Source organism: Loktanella sp. M215 (assembly GCF_021735925.1).
Taxonomy (GTDB): Bacteria; Pseudomonadota; Alphaproteobacteria; order Rhodobacterales; family Rhodobacteraceae; genus Loktanella.
In genome coordinates this window covers 3,023,621-3,042,089 of record NZ_WMEA01000001.1, presented here as the reverse complement: position 1 = coordinate 3,042,089, position 18,469 = coordinate 3,023,621, and the positions used below count along the sequence as shown (strand labels likewise).

Genomic DNA, 18,469 nt, shown 5'->3' with positions numbered 1-18,469 from the left:
CCATGAAGCCTGACAGGAGCAACACATGTCATTCATGAAAATCGCAACCTCTGCCCTTGCGATCACTGCCGCCACCGTCACCGTCGCCGCCGCGCAAGGCCGCGACAACGTGCAGATCGCGGGTTCGTCCACCGTCCTGCCCTACGCGAACATCGTCGCGGAAGCCTTTGGCGAGAATTTCGATTTCCCGACGCCTGTCGTCGAATCCGGCGGCTCTTCGGCCGGTCTGAAGCGGTTCTGCGAAGGCGTGGGTGAAAACACCGTCGACATCGCGAACGCCAGCCGCGCCATCAAGGACTCGGAGATCGAGACCTGCAACGCGAACGGCGTGACCGACATCATGGAAGTCCGCATCGGCTATGACGGCATCGTCTTTGCCAGCCAGATCGACGGCCCGGCCTTTACCGCCTTCACCGAAGATCAGTGGTACAAGGCGCTGGCCGCCGAACTGCCCGTCGACGGCAAGATGGTCGCCAACCCGAACAAGACCTGGGCCGACGTCGATGCGTCGCTGCCCGCCGAAGACATCATGGCCTTCATCCCCGGCACCAAGCACGGCACCCGTGAAGTGTTCGAAGTGAAGGTGATCGAGGCCGGCTGCGAATCCTCGGGCAACAAAGAGGCGATCATGGCGATCACCGCTGACGAGGACGCCACCATGACCGCCTGCACCGCGATCCGCACCGACGGCGCCTCTGTCGACATCGACGGCGACTACACCGAGACGCTGGCCCGCATCGACGCAAACCCGAACGGCGTCGGCGTCTTCGGTCTGTCCTTCTACGAGAACAACACCGACAAGCTGAAGGTCGCGACCATGGGCGGCGTGGCCCCGTCCACCGAGACCATCGCATCGGGCGACTATCCGGTGTCGCGTCCGCTGTTCTTCTACGTCAAGAAGCAGCACATCGGCGTCATTCCCGGCCTGAAGGAATACACCGAGTTCTTCGTCAGCGACGACATGGCAGGCCCCGACGGCCCGCTGGCCGAATACGGTCTGGTGTCCGACCCCGAGCTGGCCGCGACGCAGACCGCAGTGGCCGACGAGACCACGATGTAATCAGGCCTTTGCCTGATCCTTGGGCCGGGCGTGCGACAGCATGCCCGGCCCGTCCTGTCCCATACGTCAGACCGAAAGCTGCCCCATGTCCCTGACGCTTCCCCTTGTGGTCATCATCGTGCTGGCGGTCATCGGATCGTTGCTTGCGCGCAGGCGCGCCCTGTCCGTCTCCGGCGGCGATATCCGCCATCTGGCGTCCCTGCCAAAACAGCACGGGTTGAACGCGATCCTGTCCACGGTCGTCCCACCACTGCTGGCGATCGTCGTCTGGCTGATGGCAGCACGCATCCTTGAATACCGGGGGCTGGCCCCGATCTGGGTGCCGCTTGCGATCATGGCGCTGGCGCTGGCCGGGGTGATCCTGTCGGTGCTGAAGGTGTCGAACACCTTTCGCGCCCGCACCGCGTCCGAAACATGGATCAAGGTCCTGCTGATCGGCGCCTCGACCATCGCTATCCTGACGACCATCGGCATCGTGTTTTCGATGCTGTTCGAAACCGTCAGCTTCTTTCAGCAGTATCCTTGGCAAAAGTTCTTCTTCTCGACCAACTGGTCGCCCAATTTTCGCGGCAATTCCGACCTTGGCATCCTGCCGCTGCTCTGGGGCACGCTTTACATCAGTTTCATCGCACTGGCCTTTGCCGTGCCGACGGGCCTTTTCGCCGCGATCTACCTCAGCGAATACGCCAGCCCGCGGGTCCGCGGTATCGCCAAACCGGCGATCGAGATCCTCGCCGGTATCCCCACCATCGTTTACGGCCTTTTCGCGCTGACCACTGTCGGCCCGTTCCTGCGCGATTACTTCGCGCAGCCGATGGGGTTCGGCGACAGCGCCTCGTCCGTGATGACCGCTGGCCTTGTCATGGGGATCATGCTGATCCCCTTCGTCAGTTCATTGTCCGACGACATCATCAACGCCGTGCCGCAGGCGATGCGTGACGGATCGCTTGGACTGGGTGCGACCAAGTCGGAAACCATCCGTCAGGTCGTCGTGCCAGCCGCCTTGCCGGGGATCGTCGGCGCCGTCCTGTTGGCGGCATCGCGCGCCATCGGCGAGACGATGATCGTCGTGCTGGGGGCAGGGGCTGCGGCCCGCATCTCGCTCAACCCGTTCGAAGCGATGACCACCGTCACCGTCAAGATCGTCAGCCAACTGACGGGCGACACCGACTTCGCCTCGCCCGAAACGCTGGTCGCCTTCGCGCTCGGGCTGACGCTCTTCGTCATCACCTTGGGGCTGAACGTCCTCGCCCTCTTCATCGTGCGCCGCTACCGGGAGCAATACGAATGACCAAGTCCCTTTACACCGAAGACGCCCGCACCAAGCGGCGCAACGGCGCAGAGCGGCGGTTCAGGGCCTACGGCGCGGCAGCCATCGGCATTGCCATGGTGGCGCTTGTGATCTTGCTGACATCCGTGGTGACGCAAGGCATCGGGGCGTTCCGCCAGACCTATATCTCTGTCGACGTGCCCCTGCCGGAGGCCAAGCTGGACAAGTCCGGCACCCGCGATCTGGCGGTGATGAGCAAGGTCACGACCATCGGGTATGCACCGCTGCTGGAGCAGGGTCTGGTCGATGCGATTGCCGCCGCCGGGATCCAGACTGACCTGTCCAAAAAGGACATCGGCAGCCTGATTTCCAAGGAAGCCCCCGCCACGGTGCGCGACATGGTGCTGGCCAACCCCGATATGATCGGCAGTCCGCACCGGTTCGATCTGCTGGCCGACGGCCGTGTCGACGGCTATTTCAAGGGCCGTGTCACCATGGCAAGCGCCGCGCTGGACAAGAACACCAGCCCGGAAAAGCTGGAATTGGCTGACAAACTGGTCGATGCGGGCATCATGCAGGTCAAGTTCAACTGGGCCTTCCTGACCGCCCCCGATGCGTCGGACCAACGGCCAGAGGCGGCGGGGCTCGGTGTCGCGATCCTCGGCTCGCTTTACATGATGATCGTAGTACTGGTGCTGGCCCTGCCGATCGGTGTGGCAGCGTCCATCTATTTGGAGGAGTTCGCCCCCAAGAACCGCTGGACCGACGTGATCGAGGTGAATATCGCGAACCTCGCCGCCGTACCCTCCATCGTTTACGGCATCCTGGGCCTCGCGATCTTCATCAACTTCATGCAGTTCAACCAGTCCTCGCCGCTGGTGGGCGGCATGGTGCTGGCGCTGATGACGCTGCCGACGATCATCATCTCGACCCGGGCTGCACTCAAGGCCGTGCCGCCGTCGATCCGCGATGCGGCTTTGGGCGTCGGTGCCAGCAAGATGCAAAGCGTGTTCCACCACGTCCTGCCGCTCGCCGCACCCGGCATCCTGACCGGCACGATCATCGGTCTGGCGCAGGCGCTGGGGGAAACCGCACCGCTCTTGCTGATCGGTATGGTCGCCTTCGTGCGCGACTACCCGGAGGCCTATTCCAGCGCCACGGGCCTCTTCGGCGATCCTTCGACCGCCTTGCCGGTGCAGATCTACAACTGGACCCAGCGCGCCGACCCGGCCTTTGTCGAACGCGCGCAGGGTGCCATCATCACGCTGTTGGTCTTTTTGCTGATCATGAATACGGTGGCCATCATCCTGCGCCGCCGCTTTGAACGCCGCTGGTAGGAGTTGCCGCAATGGAAGACATGTATCGAATGGACAAGGCGATGAACGCACAGCAGGACGTCAAGATCTCGGCCCGGAACGTGAACGTCTATTACGGCGAAAAACACGCCATCAAGGACGTGAGTGTCGAGATTGCCGACAAGACCGTGACCGCTTTTATCGGCCCGTCGGGCTGTGGCAAGTCGACATTTCTGCGCTGTATCAACCGGATGAACGACACAATTGATATTGCCCGCGTCACCGGCGACATCCTGATCGACGGCGAGGATATCACCGATCCGCGCGTCGATCCGGTGCAGCTGCGCGCCAAGGTCGGCATGGTGTTCCAGAAGCCGAACCCGTTTCCCAAGTCGATCTATGACAACGTGGCCTACGGCCCGAAAATCCACGGCCTCGCCCGTAACAAATCCGATCTGGACGAGATCGTGGAACGTGCCCTGCGCCGCGGTGCGATCTGGGAAGAGGTCAAGGACCGCCTGCAGGAACCCGGCACCGGGTTGTCCGGCGGCCAGCAGCAACGTCTGTGCATCGCCCGCGCCGTGGCGACGGAACCCGAGGTTCTGCTGATGGACGAGCCGTGTTCGGCCCTTGACCCCATCGCGACAGCACAGGTCGAGGAGCTGATCGACGAATTGCGCCAAAGCTACTCGGTCGTGATCGTCACGCACTCGATGCAGCAGGCGGCGCGCGTCAGCCAGCGGACCGCCTTCTTTCACCTTGGTAACATGGTGGAATACGGCGAGACCGACAAGATTTTCACCAACCCCGAAGACCCCCGGACCGAGAGCTACATCTCTGGCCGGATAGGATAAGGCCGGATTGGAAAAGGAATGACACCCGTGAAAGAGCAACATATCTCCTCGGCCTACGACCGCGATCTGGACGCGATCACGACGCTGATCCTGAAAATGGGCGGGCTGGTCGAGGATGCGATCCTGCAAGCCGCCGAGAGTCTCGCGAACCGCGACGTCGAACTGGCCGAAAAGGTCCGCAAGGGCGACAAGGTCATCGACGCACTGGAGTTGGAAATCAGCGAGGCGGCGGCCCGGACCATCGCCCTGCGTGCGCCCGTGAGCCGGGACCTGCGGTCGCTGCTGACCGTCCTGCGGCTGGCCGCGGCGCTGGAACGGATCGGCGACTACGCCAAGAACATGGCAAAGCGCACGTCCGTTCTGGTCGACATGACGCCCATCGCCGGCGCCGAGGCCAGCTTGCGCCGCATGGCCCGCGAAGTGCAGGGCATGCTAAAGAATACGCTGGACGCCTATATCAAGGGCGACGCGCAACTGGCCGAGGACGTGCGCCAGCACGACCAGGACGTCGACCAGATGTACAACGCCCTGTTCCGCGAATTCCTGACCTTCATGATGGAAGACCCGCGCAACATTACGGCCTGCATGCACTTGCATTTCATGGCTAAAAACATCGAACGCATGGGCGATCTGACCACCAACATGGCCGAACAGGTGATCTACCTGATCACCGGAGAGATGCCCGAGGAAGCGCGGCCCAAGAGCGACCGCACATCCTACATGAAAGAGCCGGAGTAAGCGCCATGGCCGCCCAACCCCACGTCCTGATCGTCGAGGATGAAGAGGCGCAGCGCGAAGTGCTGGCCTACAACCTCGAAGCCGAAGGCTTTCGCGTCAGCCGCGCCGAGGATGGCGAGGAAGGGCTGATGCTGGTCGCAGAGGACGCGCCGGACGTCATGGTGCTGGACTGGATGCTGCCGCGCGTGACGGGGATCGAGGTCTGTCGCCGCTTGAAGATGGACCCGGCCACGCGAGGGATCGCGATCATCATGCTCTCGGCTCGCACAGAGGAAGTGGACAAGGTCCGCGGTCTGGAAACCGGGGCGGATGATTATGTCACCAAGCCCTATTCCGTGACCGAGCTGATGGCGCGCGTGCGCAGCCAGTTGCGCCGGGTGCGGCCGACGACCGTGGGGCAGGTGCTGGCTTTCGACGACATCCTGCTGGACGCCGAAACCCACCGCGTGTCCCGCGACGGGGCCTCATTGAAGCTGGGTCCGACGGAATTTCGGCTGCTGTCCACCTTCATGGAAAAGCCGGGTCGGGTCTGGTCGCGGGACCAGCTGCTCGACCGGGTCTGGGGCCGCGACATCTATGTCGACACACGGACCGTCGATGTGCACGTCGGGCGCCTGCGCAAGGCGCTGACGGCCACCGGCGGCAGCGATCCGGTGCGGACGGTGCGCGGCGCGGGCTACGCGCTGGGATAATCGTTGCGCGGTGCGCGGGGTCGGGCGCATATTCGTGCCATGACACATCCGAATCCCGCCTTCGCGCCCGCCGAATACGCCGCCCGTCTGGCCCGCGTGCAATCCACGATGGAACATGCGGGCCTTGATTGCCTGTTCATCACCGATCCCAGCAACATGGGGTGGCTGACCGGCTACGACGGCTGGTCGTTCTACGTCCATCAGGGCGTGCTGGTTGGCCGCGATGGCCCGCCGCGCTGGTGGGGCCGCGGCATGGACGCGGCGGGGGCCTTGCGCACGGTCTGGATGGCCGACGAGCTGATCCACGGCTACGACGACAGCTTTGTGCAGAATCCGGTCAAGCACGCGATGCTGGACCTGTGCAGCCTGATCCGCGCCTGTGGCTGGGATACCGGGCGGCTGGGGGTGGAAAAGGACAATTACTATTTCACTGCCGCCGCTTACGAGACGATCCTGACCGGTGTGCCGCAGGCCGAGATTGTCGATGCGACCGGCCTCGTGAACTGGTGCCGGGCGCTGAAATCACCGACCGAGATTACCTATCTGCGCCGCGCCGGCGCCATCGTCACGCGGATGCACGCCCATATTGCAGAAGTCGCGGAAGAGGGCATGCGCAAGAACGATCTGGTGGCGCAGATCATGGCGACGGGGATCGAAGGCGCCGACGGGCACTGGGGCGACTATCCGGCGATCGTGCCGATGGCGCCCTCTGGCCGGGATGCCACCGCGCCACATCTGACGTGGGACGACAGCCCGCTGACCCGTGGCGTGCCGACATTCTTTGAAATTGCAGGCGCTTACAGGCGCTACCAATGTCCGCAGTCGCGCACGCTGTTTCTGGGGCAGGTGCCCGATACCTACCGCCGGGCAGAGGCTGCGGTGGGCGAGGCGACAGAGGCGGTGCTGGGCATGGCGCAACCCGGCGTGCGCTGCGAGGATCTGGCGCGGGTGTTCAACGGGACGCTGGCCAGTCACGGATTCCACAAAGACAGCCGCGTCGGCTATTCCATCGGCATGAGCTATCCGCCGGACTGGGGCGAGCGCACCATGTCGCTGCGCGCGGGCGATACCACGACATTGCAGGCGGGCATGACGTTCCACTTCATGCCCGCCCTCTGGCTGGACGACGGCGGGATCGAGATGACGGAGCCGATCCTGATTACCGATGAGGGGGCGGAACGGCTTTGCGCCACGCCCCCCGGTCTGGTGGTCAAACCCTAGTCGGCCCAGGGCCCGTGGTAGTCGGTGCCATCGCGGTCCAGCCGTTCGAACCCGTGACGGCCGAAATAGTCCCGCTGACCCTGCAGCATGTTGGCCGTGCCGCGATGGGTGCGCATGGTGTCGAAATAGGCCAGACCCGAGGACAGCGCAGGCACCGCCAGACCGTGCAGTGCGGCCTGCGCCACGACCTGCCGCAGGGCGGTATGGTTTTCCTTCAGATCATCAGAGAACGTGTTGGAGAACATCAGGTTTTCGTCCGGCGTCTCGGTCAGCGCCGTCGCCATGTCGTCCAGCATGACGGACCGGATGATGCAACCTTCGCGCCAGACGCGGGCAATGTCGGGCAAGGGCAGTTTCCAGCCGAACTGAGTCGAGGCGGCAGAGATCATCTTGAAGCCTTGGGCGTAGCAGATGATCTTGCCCGCGATCAGCGCCTGCTCCAACTGGTCTTCAATCAGCGCGCCGTCCAGCGGCTGCGGGGCAGCGCCGAATATATCCTCGCCGATCCGGCGCTGGTCGCGCGCGGCGGACAGGTTGCGGGCGGCGACGGCGGCCTCGATGGCGGGGACGGGGGCGCCAAGGTGCTGCGCCTCGATCGCGGTCCAGCGGCCGGTGCCTTTTTGCCCTGCGGCGTCGGTGATGATGTCGAGCAGGGGGCGGCCGGTGTCGGTGTCCACAGCCTCTGCCACGCGGGCCGAAATTTCGATCAGGTAGGATTTCAGCGGGCCCGCGTTCCAGCGGTCGAAGACGGCGGCGATGGCATCGTTGTCCAGCCCCATGCCGTCGCGCAGGATGCCGTAGACCTCTGCGATCATCTGCATGTCGGCGTATTCGATGCCGTTGTGGACGGCCTTGACGAAATGGCCGGCCCCTTCTTCGCCCATCCAGGTGGCACAGGGGGTGCCGTCGTGATCGGCGGCGATGGCGGTCAGGATCGGGGCGACGCGGTCCCATGACGACTTCTTGCCGCCGCCCATGATCGACGGGCCGAAACGTGCGCCTTCCTCGCCACCGGACACGCCGATGCCGAGGAACGGCTTGTCGCCCGCCGCGCGCGCGCGGCGGTTGGTGTCGTGAAAGTTGGCGTTGCCCGCGTCGATGATCAGGTCGTCATCGTCCAGCAGGGGCCGCAGGGCGGCGATCTGTTGGTCGACAGGGTCGCCCGCGGGCACCATCAGGATGATGGCGCGGGGCTTGGCGATGGCGGCGACGAAGTCCTGCAGGCTCTCGGTCGCGGTGATCCGGTCGGACAGATCGCCCGCCTGCGCCTTGAAATCACGGGTGACCTGGGTGGTGCGGTTGAAGACGGCGATGTCGAACCCGTGGTCCGCGATGTTCAGGGCAAGGGCTGCCCCCATGGTGCCAAGGCCCAGCAGGCCGATGTCGCTTTTGGTCATGATGGTCTCCGATGTCGTGTCTGGTGACGACATAGGGCGTGACGCGACGAAACAACAGCGTGATGGGTTGCCCCGCCCGCGCCAGACCATAAGGTGGCGGCAAGCGCGGAGGAGGACCACCGAGGTGGAGACCCTTGGGCGGCGCGTGGCCGCGCGTAGGATAATTGAGGGGGATCAACATGTTGCCAGACGTCTTGTCGCATTTGCGGGTGCCGATGGTGGCGGCCCCGCTGTTCATCGTCTCGACCCCCGATCTGGTGATCGCCCAGTGCTGCGCGGGAATCGTCGGCAGCTTTCCTGCGCTGAACGCGCGCGAGGGCGACGGCGATCCCATCATGCTGGAGGTCTGGCTGAAGCGGATAACGGAGGCGCTGGACCGCTATAATCAGGCCAACCCCGACACGCCCGCCGCCCCCTTTGCGGTCAACCAGATCGTGCACCGGTCCAATGCGCGGCTGGAGCGTGATCTGGAGATCTGCGCACGCTGGCGGGTGCCGATCTGGATCACGTCCCTCGGTGCGCGGCCAGAGGTGAACGAGGCCGCCCATTCCTGCGGCGGTATTGCGTTGCATGACGTCATCAACAATCGCTTTGCCCACAAGGCGATCGAGAAGGGGGCCGATGGCCTGATTGCTGTGGCGGCGGGTGCAGGCGGTCATGCCGGACAGCAATCGCCCTTCGCCCTGATCCGCGAGATCCGCGACTGGTTCGACGGGCCGCTGCTGTTGTCCGGGTCCATCGCCACGGGGGATGCGGTGCTGGCGGCACAGGCGATGGGCGCGGACCTCGCCTACGTCGGCTCGCCCTTCATCGCGACGACGGAGGCGAACGCCGCCCCGGACTACAAGCAGATGATCGTCGACAGCAGTGCTGCGGATATCGTGACCTCGGCCCTGTTTACCGGCATCTCCGGCAATTACCTCGGCCCATCGATCCGCAACGCAGGGTTGGACCCCGACAACCTGCCCGCCAGCCAGACCGACATGAGCTTTGCCGATGGGTCGTCCAAGCCCAAGGCGTGGAGCGCGATCTGGGGTGCGGGGCAGGGCATCGGTGCGGTGAAGGACGTCGTGCCGGCCGCCGATCTGGTCGCCCGCATCGGGCGTGAATACGCTGCCGCGCGGCACAGGCTGGCGCTGTGATGGACCTTGGTATCACGGACCGCGCCGCCCCGCTGATCGCCGCCGTCAAGGCGATGATCACAGAGCAGATCGCACCGCAGGAAGCGGAATACGCGGCCGAGGTCGGCCGCCACCCGGACGGCCGCTTTAGCCTGACCGACCGCCAGATCGCGATCATGGAGGGGCTGAAGGCCGAAGCATGTGCGCGCGGGCTGTGGAACTTCTGGCTGACTGACAGTGGTGCAGGCCACGGCCTGACGACGGTGGAATACGCCTATCTTGCGGAAGAGATGGGAAAATCGACGCTGGCGGCAGAGGTCTTCAACTGCAGCGCGCCCGATACCGGCAACATGGAGGTGCTAGAGCGCTACGGCACGCAGGCCCACAAGGACCGCTGGCTGGCGCCCTTGCTGGCGGGCGAGATCCGGTCCGCCTATGCGATGACGGAACCGGACGTGGCATCCTCGGACGCCGTGAACATCGCGCTGGCGGCCCTGCGCGACGGCGATGACTACGTTCTGAACGGCGAAAAATGGTGGATTTCCGGCGCAGGCGATCCGCGCTGCAAGCTGTTGATCGTCATGGCACAAACCGATCCGGATGCGGCGAAGCACCAGCGCCATTCCATGTTCCTGATGGACATGGACACACCGGGGGTCGAGATCCTGCGCCCCATGCAGGTCTTTGGTCACGACGACGCGCCGCACGGTCACATGCATCTGGCGTTCCGCGACGTGCGGGTGCCGGCGGACCAGATGGTGCTGGGGCAGGGGCGCGGGTTCGAGGTGGCGCAGGGTCGTCTGGGACCGGGGCGCATTCACCATTGCATGCGGGCCATCGGGCAGGCGGAACGCGCGCTGGACCTGATGTGCGACCGTGCGCTGACCCGCCGCGCCTTTGGCAAACCGCTGGCGGAACTGGGGGCGAATTTCGACATCATCGCCAATGCGCGCATCGGGATCGAGCAGACGCGACTGCTGTGCCTCAAGGCCGCGTGGATGATGGACACCGCAGGGACACGGGCAGCACAACCGTGGATCAGCATGATCAAGGTCGCAGCCCCCCTGATGGCGCTGGAGGTTGTGGACGAGGCGATGCAGATGCACGGCGGCATGGGGATTTCACAGGACACGCCGCTGGCGTGGATGTGGACGCAGTTGCGCACCCTGCGCTTTGCCGACGGTCCCGACGCGGTGCACCGGCGTCAGGTGGCCCGCGCCGAGCTGAAGAAACACGTGAAGAACGAGGGCTAGATGACTGATGATCTTAACGTCTCTGCCGTTGCGGCCTGGGTGGACGGGCGGCTGCCGGGTCTGGATGGCCCAGTCACGGTGCACCGGTTTCAGGTCGGACAATCGAACCCGACATTCCGGATCGAAACGCCTGCAGGCGACTACGTCTTGCGGCGCAAGCCCGGTGGTGCACTTCTGAAATCCGCCCATGCGGTGGAACGGGAATTCGCGGTGCAGCAGGCCTTGTGGCAAACGGATGTGCCTGTGCCGCAGATGCATCTGCTGTGCGAAGACCCGGACGTCATCGGCGCGCCGTTCTACCTGATGGACCATGTCGCGGGGCGCAGTTTCGACGATCCGCGGCTGCCGGACCAGACGCCGGCGGCGCGCGGTGCAATCATCGACGCGATGGGCCAGACACTCGCGGCGATCCACAGCGTGGATCTGGCCGCCGTGGGTCTGTCTGATTACGGGCCGGGGGGCGACTACTATGGCCGCCAGATCACGCGCTGGGTCAAGCAATACCGCGCCTCCGCCACGGAAGAGATCCCGGACATGGAGGCGCTGATCCGCTGGCTGGAGGATCACCAGCCGCCCGACGACGGGCGCCGCACGCTGGTCCACGGCGATTACCGCATCGACAACCTGTTGTTTGCAAATGGCGGCACGGATGTCGTGGCCGTCCTGGACTGGGAGCTGTCGACGCTGGGCCATCCGTTCGCTGACCTTGCGGCCGTCATCATGCAGTGGCGGATGCCGCCTGGGCCTGACGGGCGCGGTCTGGCCGGCGTGGACCGCGCGGCGGCGGGTCTGCCGACGGATGAGACTTTCATCGCATCCTATTGCAAACGCACGGGATTGGACGGCATCGACCGGTTCAACTTCTACCTGGCATTCTGTTTTTTCCGCATGGCGGCGATCCTGCAGGGGGTCAAGGCGCGCGGCCAGTCCGGCAACGCAGCCAACCCCGCGAAAGCCGCCAAGCTGGGGGCCTATGTGCCCGCATTTGCCAGACAGGGCCTCTCAGCCGCACGGACCGAACCGGATTGAGGGGCAGGCCGCGGACTTCTTCTGTTGCAACCCTCCGGACATGTCAGCCGCTGTGAAAGGCAGGCATGCCACCAAGAGTGGTGACGGCACTGAGGCTGAAGCCATTCGAGTTCAAATATCGCAGGGATGAGATGATAAGCCTTGTGGGATCGCCAAGCGGACGTTCGGGCTAGACGCAGCGAAGGTCCGGAAGGAGCCCACTTTATGAGAGTTCTGCTACGTAGCGAATGGCGGCTCTCAGGACACAGCTAGCAATCTTAAGCCAGCAAATTTGCTTGAAACAAGAGATGTGGCAGCATTAGGTAATGTTGTTCGAGACCTTTGATCTGATACAGGAATTACGCATCATGCTTCGCCTGATCACAACAATAATATTGCTGTCAACAAGCGCTTGCCTTGCTGATGATCTTGGAACTGCCAGAGCATTTGCAACATTCGACAGGGCAGAGCTAGCGGACTATCTATTATTAAAACCCGAGTCCGAAATAGCGCAATATGTATCTGAAAGGGGGCAGAATGCAGTTCATTCAGCGATCTTGAACAACTCAAATCTTGACGCTATTGAGCAGGCCTTCAAACATGGTGCTGATTTAAACCATCAGGATATTGATGGCCGCACACCCCTTCATCACGCCATAGACGGGAACTTGGCCGCCGCGGCGCTAATCCTCATCGACCTCGGCGCACGGAGGGATATTCCTAACGCATCGGGATTTACGGCAATTTCGTTTTGCAAATACACCCTAACAATCGAGTCTCAGCATGCGACTTGCAAACTCGTCAACTCACCTTAGCGCAGAGGTGCAGAGATGGCGTTGGTCGACCTGCGAAGCATCCGGCAACGAACATTTTGGACAGTTTTTTAAGCGGACATTAATGTAGTGTTGGACAAGGTCGGCTTTGTCCGCATAGCAGACCTCTGGCCAAATCATCGGATGTCAGCTTTCGGATTGTATCTGTGCCGCCGCTGCGCGTTTCGCCGCGTCATGCAACTCTGGCTTGGACGGCCGTGTTTGAGAAGATAACTTGCCAGCGCCTCGAAATAACTGAACGTGTTATCAACGTGGAATGGCCCAGCCATGCCGTCGTAACTAATCAATTTTGGCAGTTCATCGCCACCAATCAATTTTGGCAGCTCATCGCCGACATATCGGTTCCGGTTGATCTCGCGACACACTGTCGCATGATGCCGGCAGATCTCAGTCACGATTGCGGTTACAGGTTTCTGGCGCGCGACATCTCCTTGATCGTGCGTGGTGCGCGCGCACTCAACGCAGTGTGGGCCATCTTGCGTTCTTCTTGCTTTCCAGCGGGATAGGGGATTTTTCGGAACCGAGATGAGAATGTGTCGCGCAGCATGTACTGATGCGTGTAATCAGTATTATGTTAAAAAGAGAAACATACGCAGCAACCGTTTCATTGCGTCGATACCCCGATCCAGTTTATCTTTCTGTCGTGATCTGTGTTGAGCGTCATATCCCGCGCCACCGAAACATGCCGGTAATCCCGTCATGACCGATTTGATTGCGCATCTGGACGCACTGACTGGTGCCAAGACAGATCAAGTCTTGTGGCACCGCCATTGCGCCGCAATGCAGAGCTTTGGTTTCGATCATCTGCTGTACGGCTGCACGCGGTATCTGAGCCCGACGTCACTGGGCGATCCGCTGGACTGGACCGTGCTGACAACCTACCCGGACGGCTACATGCGCGACTACGTCGGTCTGGGTCACATCCATCATGCGCCGATGGTCCGTTGGGCGCTGGATCATCCGGGTCAGCAGACAAGCTGGCAGATCATCAGGTCGATGGTCGAGCGCCACGCGCTGTCGCAGCGCGAAATGGAGGTGCTGGCCTTCAACCAGAAGTTTGGCATCACCGCCGGTGTGACGATCAGCTTTCCCACGGCGTCCGACCGCACCGCAGCCGCCATCGCGCTGGCCGCAGGTCCCGGCCGGTCCCAGGCCGAGATCGACGCAATCTGGCGCGATCATCAGACCGAACTGGTGATCCTCAACAACGTGATGCACCTGAAGCTGATGACCCTGCCGCAGTCCGGTCACCGGCCATTGACGCCGCGCCAGCTGGAAGTCCTGCAATGGACCGGTGACGGCAAGACGACACAGGATATCGCGACCTTGCTGAACCGGACCCCGGCCACGGTGGAAAAACACCTGCGTCTGGCCCGGTCTGCCCTTGGCGTGGAAACAACCGCCCAGGCGGTGTTGAAGGCCGCCTTTTCGAACCAGATGTTTGTCGTCCGGTCAAAGATTGACCACGAGGTCAGGAAAACCTGACTTTCATTACGCTACGTCAAGCGGCAGGGTTACCACGTTCGGCAATCAATGGGCCTTAGGCCTCGCCGGACATCCGGGCCGTGCAACCTGACAATTATCAGGCTCTCCGGTCCGGGCCGCATGGCGGGCTGCACTGTGCACGCAGTGCAGTCTTTTGCCGCTTCGCCCTTTTCACCACCCGCCAATGCTATAGCTTGCCGATGAACAGCAGGTTTCGGAAAGCGCGCATGGCACAGGGTAAACGGACGTTCGGCATCGTCGGTCTGGGCATCTTCGGCAGCACCGTCGGAACGGAGCTGGCGCGGTTCGGCAATCATGTGATCGGCGTGGATACGGACGAACAGGCCGTGGCGAACATGGTCGAAAAGATCTCTCAGGCGATGATCGTGGATGCCCGCGACGACACCGCCCTGCGCGAGGCCGGGATCAGTGATTGCGACGTGGCCCTCGTGGCCATGGGCGACGATCTGGAGGCGTCGATCGTCGCGGTCATGAACCTCAAGCTGATCGGTGTGCCGACAGTCTGGGCCAAGGCCCGCACCAAGACCCACCACCGCATCTTGCTGAAACTGGGCGTCGACCGCGTCATCCAGCCAGAGGCCGAGGTCGGCCAGCACATCGCGCAGGTCATGCACAACCCGCTGGTGCGCGACTACGTCAGCCTTGGCAATGGCTACCACGTGGTGAACTTCCGTATCCCCGAAAGCCTTGAGGGCCGCAGGCTGTCCGAGCTGCCGCACACCAAGGATTACGACCTGCGCTGTGTCGGTGTCATGCGCGGCACAGAGTTCGTGGGTCAGGACGGATCCGGCTGCACCCTGCAGCGTGACGATCTGCTGCTGCTGCTGGGCCAGCGCAAGGATCTGCGCGACTTCGCCGCGAGCCTTTGACACGATGGAGCTGAAACGCGCCCGCGGCCGGTTCGGCCTGCAAAGCCTTCGCATCCCGCCGCCGGCGGTACTGTCGCTGCTGTACCTTGGTTCGGTCATCGTGGGCGGTCTGCTGCTGTGGCTGCCGGTCTCGACGCAAGAGCCGATCAGCCTGTTCACAGCACTCTTCATCTCGACCTCGGCGGTCACGGTGACGGGCCTGTCGACGGTGGACATCGGCACGACCTTCAGCTTCTTCGGCGAGGCGGTGATCATGGTCCTGATCCAGCTGGGCGGCCTTGGCCTGATGACATTCGCCGTGCTGGTCCTGTCGGCGATGGGCATTCCGATCGGCATGCCGCAACGCCTGATCCTGCGCGAGGATCTGAACCAGACGGCGCTGAACAACCTGACCGTACTGGTGCGGATCATCTTCTCGGTCGCTTTGCTGTGCGAGGCGGTGGGCCTGCTGGCGCTGGCCTGGGTCTGGGTGCCACAGTTCGGCTGGGCGCAGGGCCTGTGGTACGCGGCATTCCATTCGGTCTCGGCCTTCAACAACGCAGGCTTCGCGCTCTTTCCCGGCAGCCTCAGCCTCTATGTCGACGATCCGGTGGTGAATATCGTGATCCCTGCCCTGTTCATCCTCGGCGGTCTTGGCTTCATCGTCGTCGGCGACATCTATCAGAAACGTCACTGGTCTCGCCTGACATTGCATTCCAAGCTGATGCTGGTTGGCACCGCGGGGCTGATCGTCTGGGGCTTCGTCACCTTCGCCACGCTGGAATGGACAAATCCGGGCACGCTGGGCGGTTTGCCCACCACCGGGGCCAAGCTCTGGGCCAGCTGGTTTCAGGCGGTGACACCGCGCACCGCCGGGTTCAACACGATAAACACCGCCGCCATGCACGACAGCACGACGCTGATGACGATGATGTTGATGCTGGTCGGCGGCGGTAGCACCTCGACCGCCGGCGGCATCAAGGTCACGACACTCATCGTACTGGTGCTGGCCACCGGCGCCTTCTTTCGGCGCACGACCACGCTGCACGTCTTCGGGCGCAGCCTCAAGATGGAAGAGATCATGAAGGTCATGGCCCTGACCACCGTCAGCATGCTGCTGGTGGCGCTCGGCCTGTTCGCGGTCTCGATCAGCCACGACGGCAATTTCCTCGACCTGATGTTCGAGGTCACCTCCGCCTTCGGCACCGTCGGCCTGTCGCGCGGCGCCACTGGTCAGCTCGACACCTTCGGCCTCACCCTCATCATGATCATGATGTTCATCGGCCGGGTCGGCCCGCTGACGATTGGCTTCTTCCTCGCCACACGCAGCGTCCCGCGCGTGCGCTACCCCGCCGGGCAGATATATCTGGGTTGACCAAACCCCGAGGTGGTCACGGTATGCCGCGCCCCCCTTCTTCTGGTCGCAAATACTTTGGGGGATGCGGGGGGCAACGCCCCCCGCACTGTCGGTTTGCGACAGGCAAACCGAAACCCCTGCCCCACGCACAACCCACGAAAAAGCGCGCCGAAGAAACCTCCGGCGCGCCCTATTAGTCCTGACTGAGATATTAGCCCTTCAGCTTGGCGACCTCGGCGGCGAAGTCTTCCTTCTCGACTTCGATGCCTTCACCCACTTCCAGACGCACGAAACCGGTGATCTTGATGCCGGCTTCTTCGGCGGCCTTCTCGACGGTCAGGTCGGGGTTCACGACGAAGGCCTGACCCATCAGGGTCGATTCGGCCATGAACTTCGCCATGCGGCCGACGATCATCTTCTCGATCACAGCTTCCGGCTTGCCGGACTCGCGGGCGATGTCCATCTGCACGGACTTTTCCTTTTCGACCACGGCGGGGTCCAGATCGGCTTCGCCCAGGGCGGCCGGGTTGGCGGCGGCGATGTGCATGGCTACCTGACGGGCAAAGCCTTCGTTGTCACCGTCGAAACCGACCAGAACGCCGATGCTGCCCATGCCGGGTGCGACCGAGTTGTGGACGTAGGACACGACGTTGCTGCCATGCACGGTCGCCATGCGGCGCACGGACATGTTCTCGCCGATGATGGCGATGGCGTCGGTCACGGTCTGCTCGATGGTCTTGCCGTCGACAGAAGTGGCCTTCAGGTCCTCGACCGTTTCCACGGCGATGGCGGCGGTTGCGATCTTGCTGACCATCGTCTGGAAGTCGGAGTTCTTGCCGACGAAGTCGGTTTCCGAGTTCACTTCGACAGCAACGCCCTTGCCACCTTCGGTCGCCACGGCAACGAGGCCCTCGGCAGCCGTGCGGCCGGATTTCTTGGCGGCCTTGGCCAGACCCTTGGTGCGCAGCCAGTCGACCGCGGCTTCCATGTCGCCGTCGGTTTCGGTCAGCGCTTTTTTCGCGTCCATCATGCCTGCGCCGGTGGATTCGCGCAGTTCTTTGACCATTGAAGCGGTGATTGCCATGTTCACTCTCCTGAATAGGGGGAATTCATTTGAAACGGGCAGAGGTGCTGTACACCCCTGCCCTGTCTTATCGTGCCGGTCCGTAACGCTTACGCGTCGGCGGCTGCGGTTTGCTGCCCAGCGGCCTCTTCTTCGGCCATCAGCTCTTCCATGGCACCCATGTCGACGCCGGCGGCGCCAAGCTGCGCGCTCATGCCGTCAAGGGCGGCGCGGGCGGCCAGATCGCAATACAGCTGGATCGCACGGGCGGCGTCGTCGTTGCCGGGGATGACATAGTCAACGCCCTTGGGGCTGCAGTTGGTATCGACCACGGCCACGACGGGGATGCCCAGCTTCTGCGCTTCAAGGATCGCAAGGTCTTCCTTGTTCACGTCGATGACGAAGATCAGGTCGGGCACGCCGCCCATTTCGCGGATGCCGCCCAGCGATGCCGTCAGCTTGCCCTGCTCGCGTTCCATGCCAAGACGCTCTTTCTTGGTCAGGCCGGCAAAGCCGTTTTCAGAGGCTTCGTCGATCTGCTTCAGACGGTTGATCGACTGGGACACGGTCTGCCAGTTGGTCAGCGTGCCGCCCAGCCAGCGGTGGTTCATGTAGAACTGTGCGGATTTCTCTGCAGCGTCCTTGATCGGGGCCTGCGCCTGACGCTTGGTGCCGACGAACAGGATGCGGCCGCCCTTGGCGACGGTGTCACGGATGACCTGCAGGGCCTGATCCAGCATCGGAACGGTCTGCGTCAGGTCCATGATGTGGATGCCGTTGCGCGCGCCGTAGATGTATTCACCCATCTTGGGGTTCCAACGGGCGGTCTGGTGGCCGAAGTGAACGCCAGCTTCAAGCAGCTGACGCATGGAGAACTCGGGAAGAGCCATGGTCTTATCCTTTTCCGGTTTAGCCTCGGCGGGGGTATCAGACCTTTGTGGTCCAACCGGTGG

General features: G+C 63.1%; 18 protein-coding genes. 15 read left to right on the top strand and 3 right to left on the bottom strand.

What is annotated here, in order from left to right:
* Positions 1-25: 25 nt before the first annotated feature.
* From GLR48_RS15065 to GLR48_RS15035, 7 genes are all read left to right on the top strand, one after another.
* Positions 26-1,060 carry a PstS family phosphate ABC transporter substrate-binding protein gene (locus GLR48_RS15065; protein WP_237062635.1) on the top strand — a complete coding sequence of 345 codons (1,035 nt, stop codon included), beginning with the start codon at positions 26-28 and terminating at the stop codon, positions 1,058-1,060.
* 85 nt (positions 1,061-1,145) lie between these two features.
* Positions 1,146-2,351, top strand: a complete 1,206-nt coding sequence (gene pstC, locus GLR48_RS15060) for a phosphate ABC transporter permease subunit PstC (RefSeq protein ID WP_237062633.1) — start codon at positions 1,146-1,148, stop codon at positions 2,349-2,351.
* Entirely contained in the window at positions 2,348-3,667 is a 1,320-nt protein-coding gene (gene pstA / locus GLR48_RS15055; RefSeq protein WP_237062631.1) for a phosphate ABC transporter permease PstA, read from the top strand. Before pstC ends, pstA begins: the two co-directional genes overlap by 4 nt.
* Before the next feature lie 11 nt (positions 3,668-3,678).
* Entirely contained in the window at positions 3,679-4,479 is an 801-nt protein-coding gene (pstB, locus tag GLR48_RS15050; protein ID WP_272911419.1) for a phosphate ABC transporter ATP-binding protein PstB, read from the top strand.
* A gap of 27 nt (positions 4,480-4,506) precedes the next feature.
* Positions 4,507-5,217, top strand: coding sequence for a phosphate signaling complex protein PhoU (gene phoU / locus GLR48_RS15045; protein WP_442915803.1), 711 nt, complete (start codon positions 4,507-4,509; stop codon positions 5,215-5,217).
* 5 nt (positions 5,218-5,222) lie between these two features.
* Complete coding sequence (phoB, locus tag GLR48_RS15040) at positions 5,223-5,909, top strand: phosphate regulon transcriptional regulator PhoB (protein ID WP_237062629.1); 687 nt, start codon at positions 5,223-5,225, stop codon at positions 5,907-5,909.
* 39 nt (positions 5,910-5,948) lie between these two features.
* On the top strand, positions 5,949-7,130 hold the full coding sequence (locus tag GLR48_RS15035) for a M24 family metallopeptidase (RefSeq protein ID WP_237062628.1): 1,182 nt from the start codon (positions 5,949-5,951) through the stop codon (positions 7,128-7,130).
* On the opposite strand, the gene gndA is transcribed toward GLR48_RS15035, so the two are convergent.
* Positions 7,127-8,527, bottom strand: coding sequence for an NADP-dependent phosphogluconate dehydrogenase (gndA, locus tag GLR48_RS15030; RefSeq protein ID WP_237062627.1), 1,401 nt, complete (start codon positions 8,525-8,527; stop codon positions 7,127-7,129). The genes GLR48_RS15035 and gndA overlap by 4 nt on opposite strands.
* Before the next feature lie 179 nt (positions 8,528-8,706).
* On the opposite strand from gndA, the gene GLR48_RS15025 reads away from it, so the two are divergent.
* From GLR48_RS15025 to GLR48_RS14990, 8 genes are all read left to right on the top strand, one after another.
* A complete protein-coding gene (locus GLR48_RS15025; RefSeq protein ID WP_237062626.1) occupies positions 8,707-9,669 on the top strand; it encodes an NAD(P)H-dependent flavin oxidoreductase in 963 nt (320 codons plus the stop codon).
* Positions 9,669-10,901, top strand: coding sequence for an acyl-CoA dehydrogenase family protein (locus GLR48_RS15020; protein WP_237062625.1), 1,233 nt, complete (start codon positions 9,669-9,671; stop codon positions 10,899-10,901). Before GLR48_RS15025 ends, GLR48_RS15020 begins: the two co-directional genes overlap by 1 nt.
* The gene (locus tag GLR48_RS15015) at positions 10,902-11,930 is read left to right on the top strand and encodes a phosphotransferase family protein (RefSeq protein ID WP_237062624.1); all 1,029 of its coding nucleotides are present in this window, start codon (positions 10,902-10,904) and stop codon (positions 11,928-11,930) included.
* A gap of 305 nt (positions 11,931-12,235) precedes the next feature.
* A complete protein-coding gene (locus GLR48_RS15010; protein ID WP_237062622.1) occupies positions 12,236-12,724 on the top strand; it encodes an ankyrin repeat domain-containing protein in 489 nt (162 codons plus the stop codon).
* A 164-nt stretch (positions 12,725-12,888) separates the two neighbouring features.
* Positions 12,889-13,248: a hypothetical protein gene (locus GLR48_RS15005; protein ID WP_237062620.1), complete on the top strand. Its 360-nt coding sequence runs from the start codon at positions 12,889-12,891 to the stop codon at positions 13,246-13,248.
* Positions 13,249-13,441: 193 nt separating this feature from the next.
* Entirely contained in the window at positions 13,442-14,227 is a 786-nt protein-coding gene (locus GLR48_RS15000; protein ID WP_237062619.1) for a LuxR family transcriptional regulator, read from the top strand.
* Positions 14,228-14,454: 227 nt separating this feature from the next.
* Positions 14,455-15,117: a potassium channel family protein gene (locus GLR48_RS14995; protein WP_237062618.1), complete on the top strand. Its 663-nt coding sequence runs from the start codon at positions 14,455-14,457 to the stop codon at positions 15,115-15,117.
* Between the two features lie 4 nt (positions 15,118-15,121).
* On the top strand, positions 15,122-16,471 hold the full coding sequence (locus GLR48_RS14990) for a TrkH family potassium uptake protein (protein WP_237062617.1): 1,350 nt from the start codon (positions 15,122-15,124) through the stop codon (positions 16,469-16,471).
* Positions 16,472-16,664: 193 nt separating this feature from the next.
* Here GLR48_RS14990 and tsf read toward each other — a convergent pair whose 3' ends face one another.
* A complete protein-coding gene (tsf, locus tag GLR48_RS14985) occupies positions 16,665-17,537 on the bottom strand; it encodes a translation elongation factor Ts (RefSeq protein WP_237062616.1) in 873 nt (290 codons plus the stop codon).
* An 89-nt stretch (positions 17,538-17,626) separates the two neighbouring features.
* Positions 17,627-18,406 (bottom strand): 30S ribosomal protein S2, encoded by a 780-nt coding sequence (gene rpsB, locus GLR48_RS14980; protein ID WP_237062615.1) that lies wholly within the window; start codon positions 18,404-18,406, stop codon positions 17,627-17,629.
* Between the last annotated feature and the right edge of the window lie 63 nt (positions 18,407-18,469).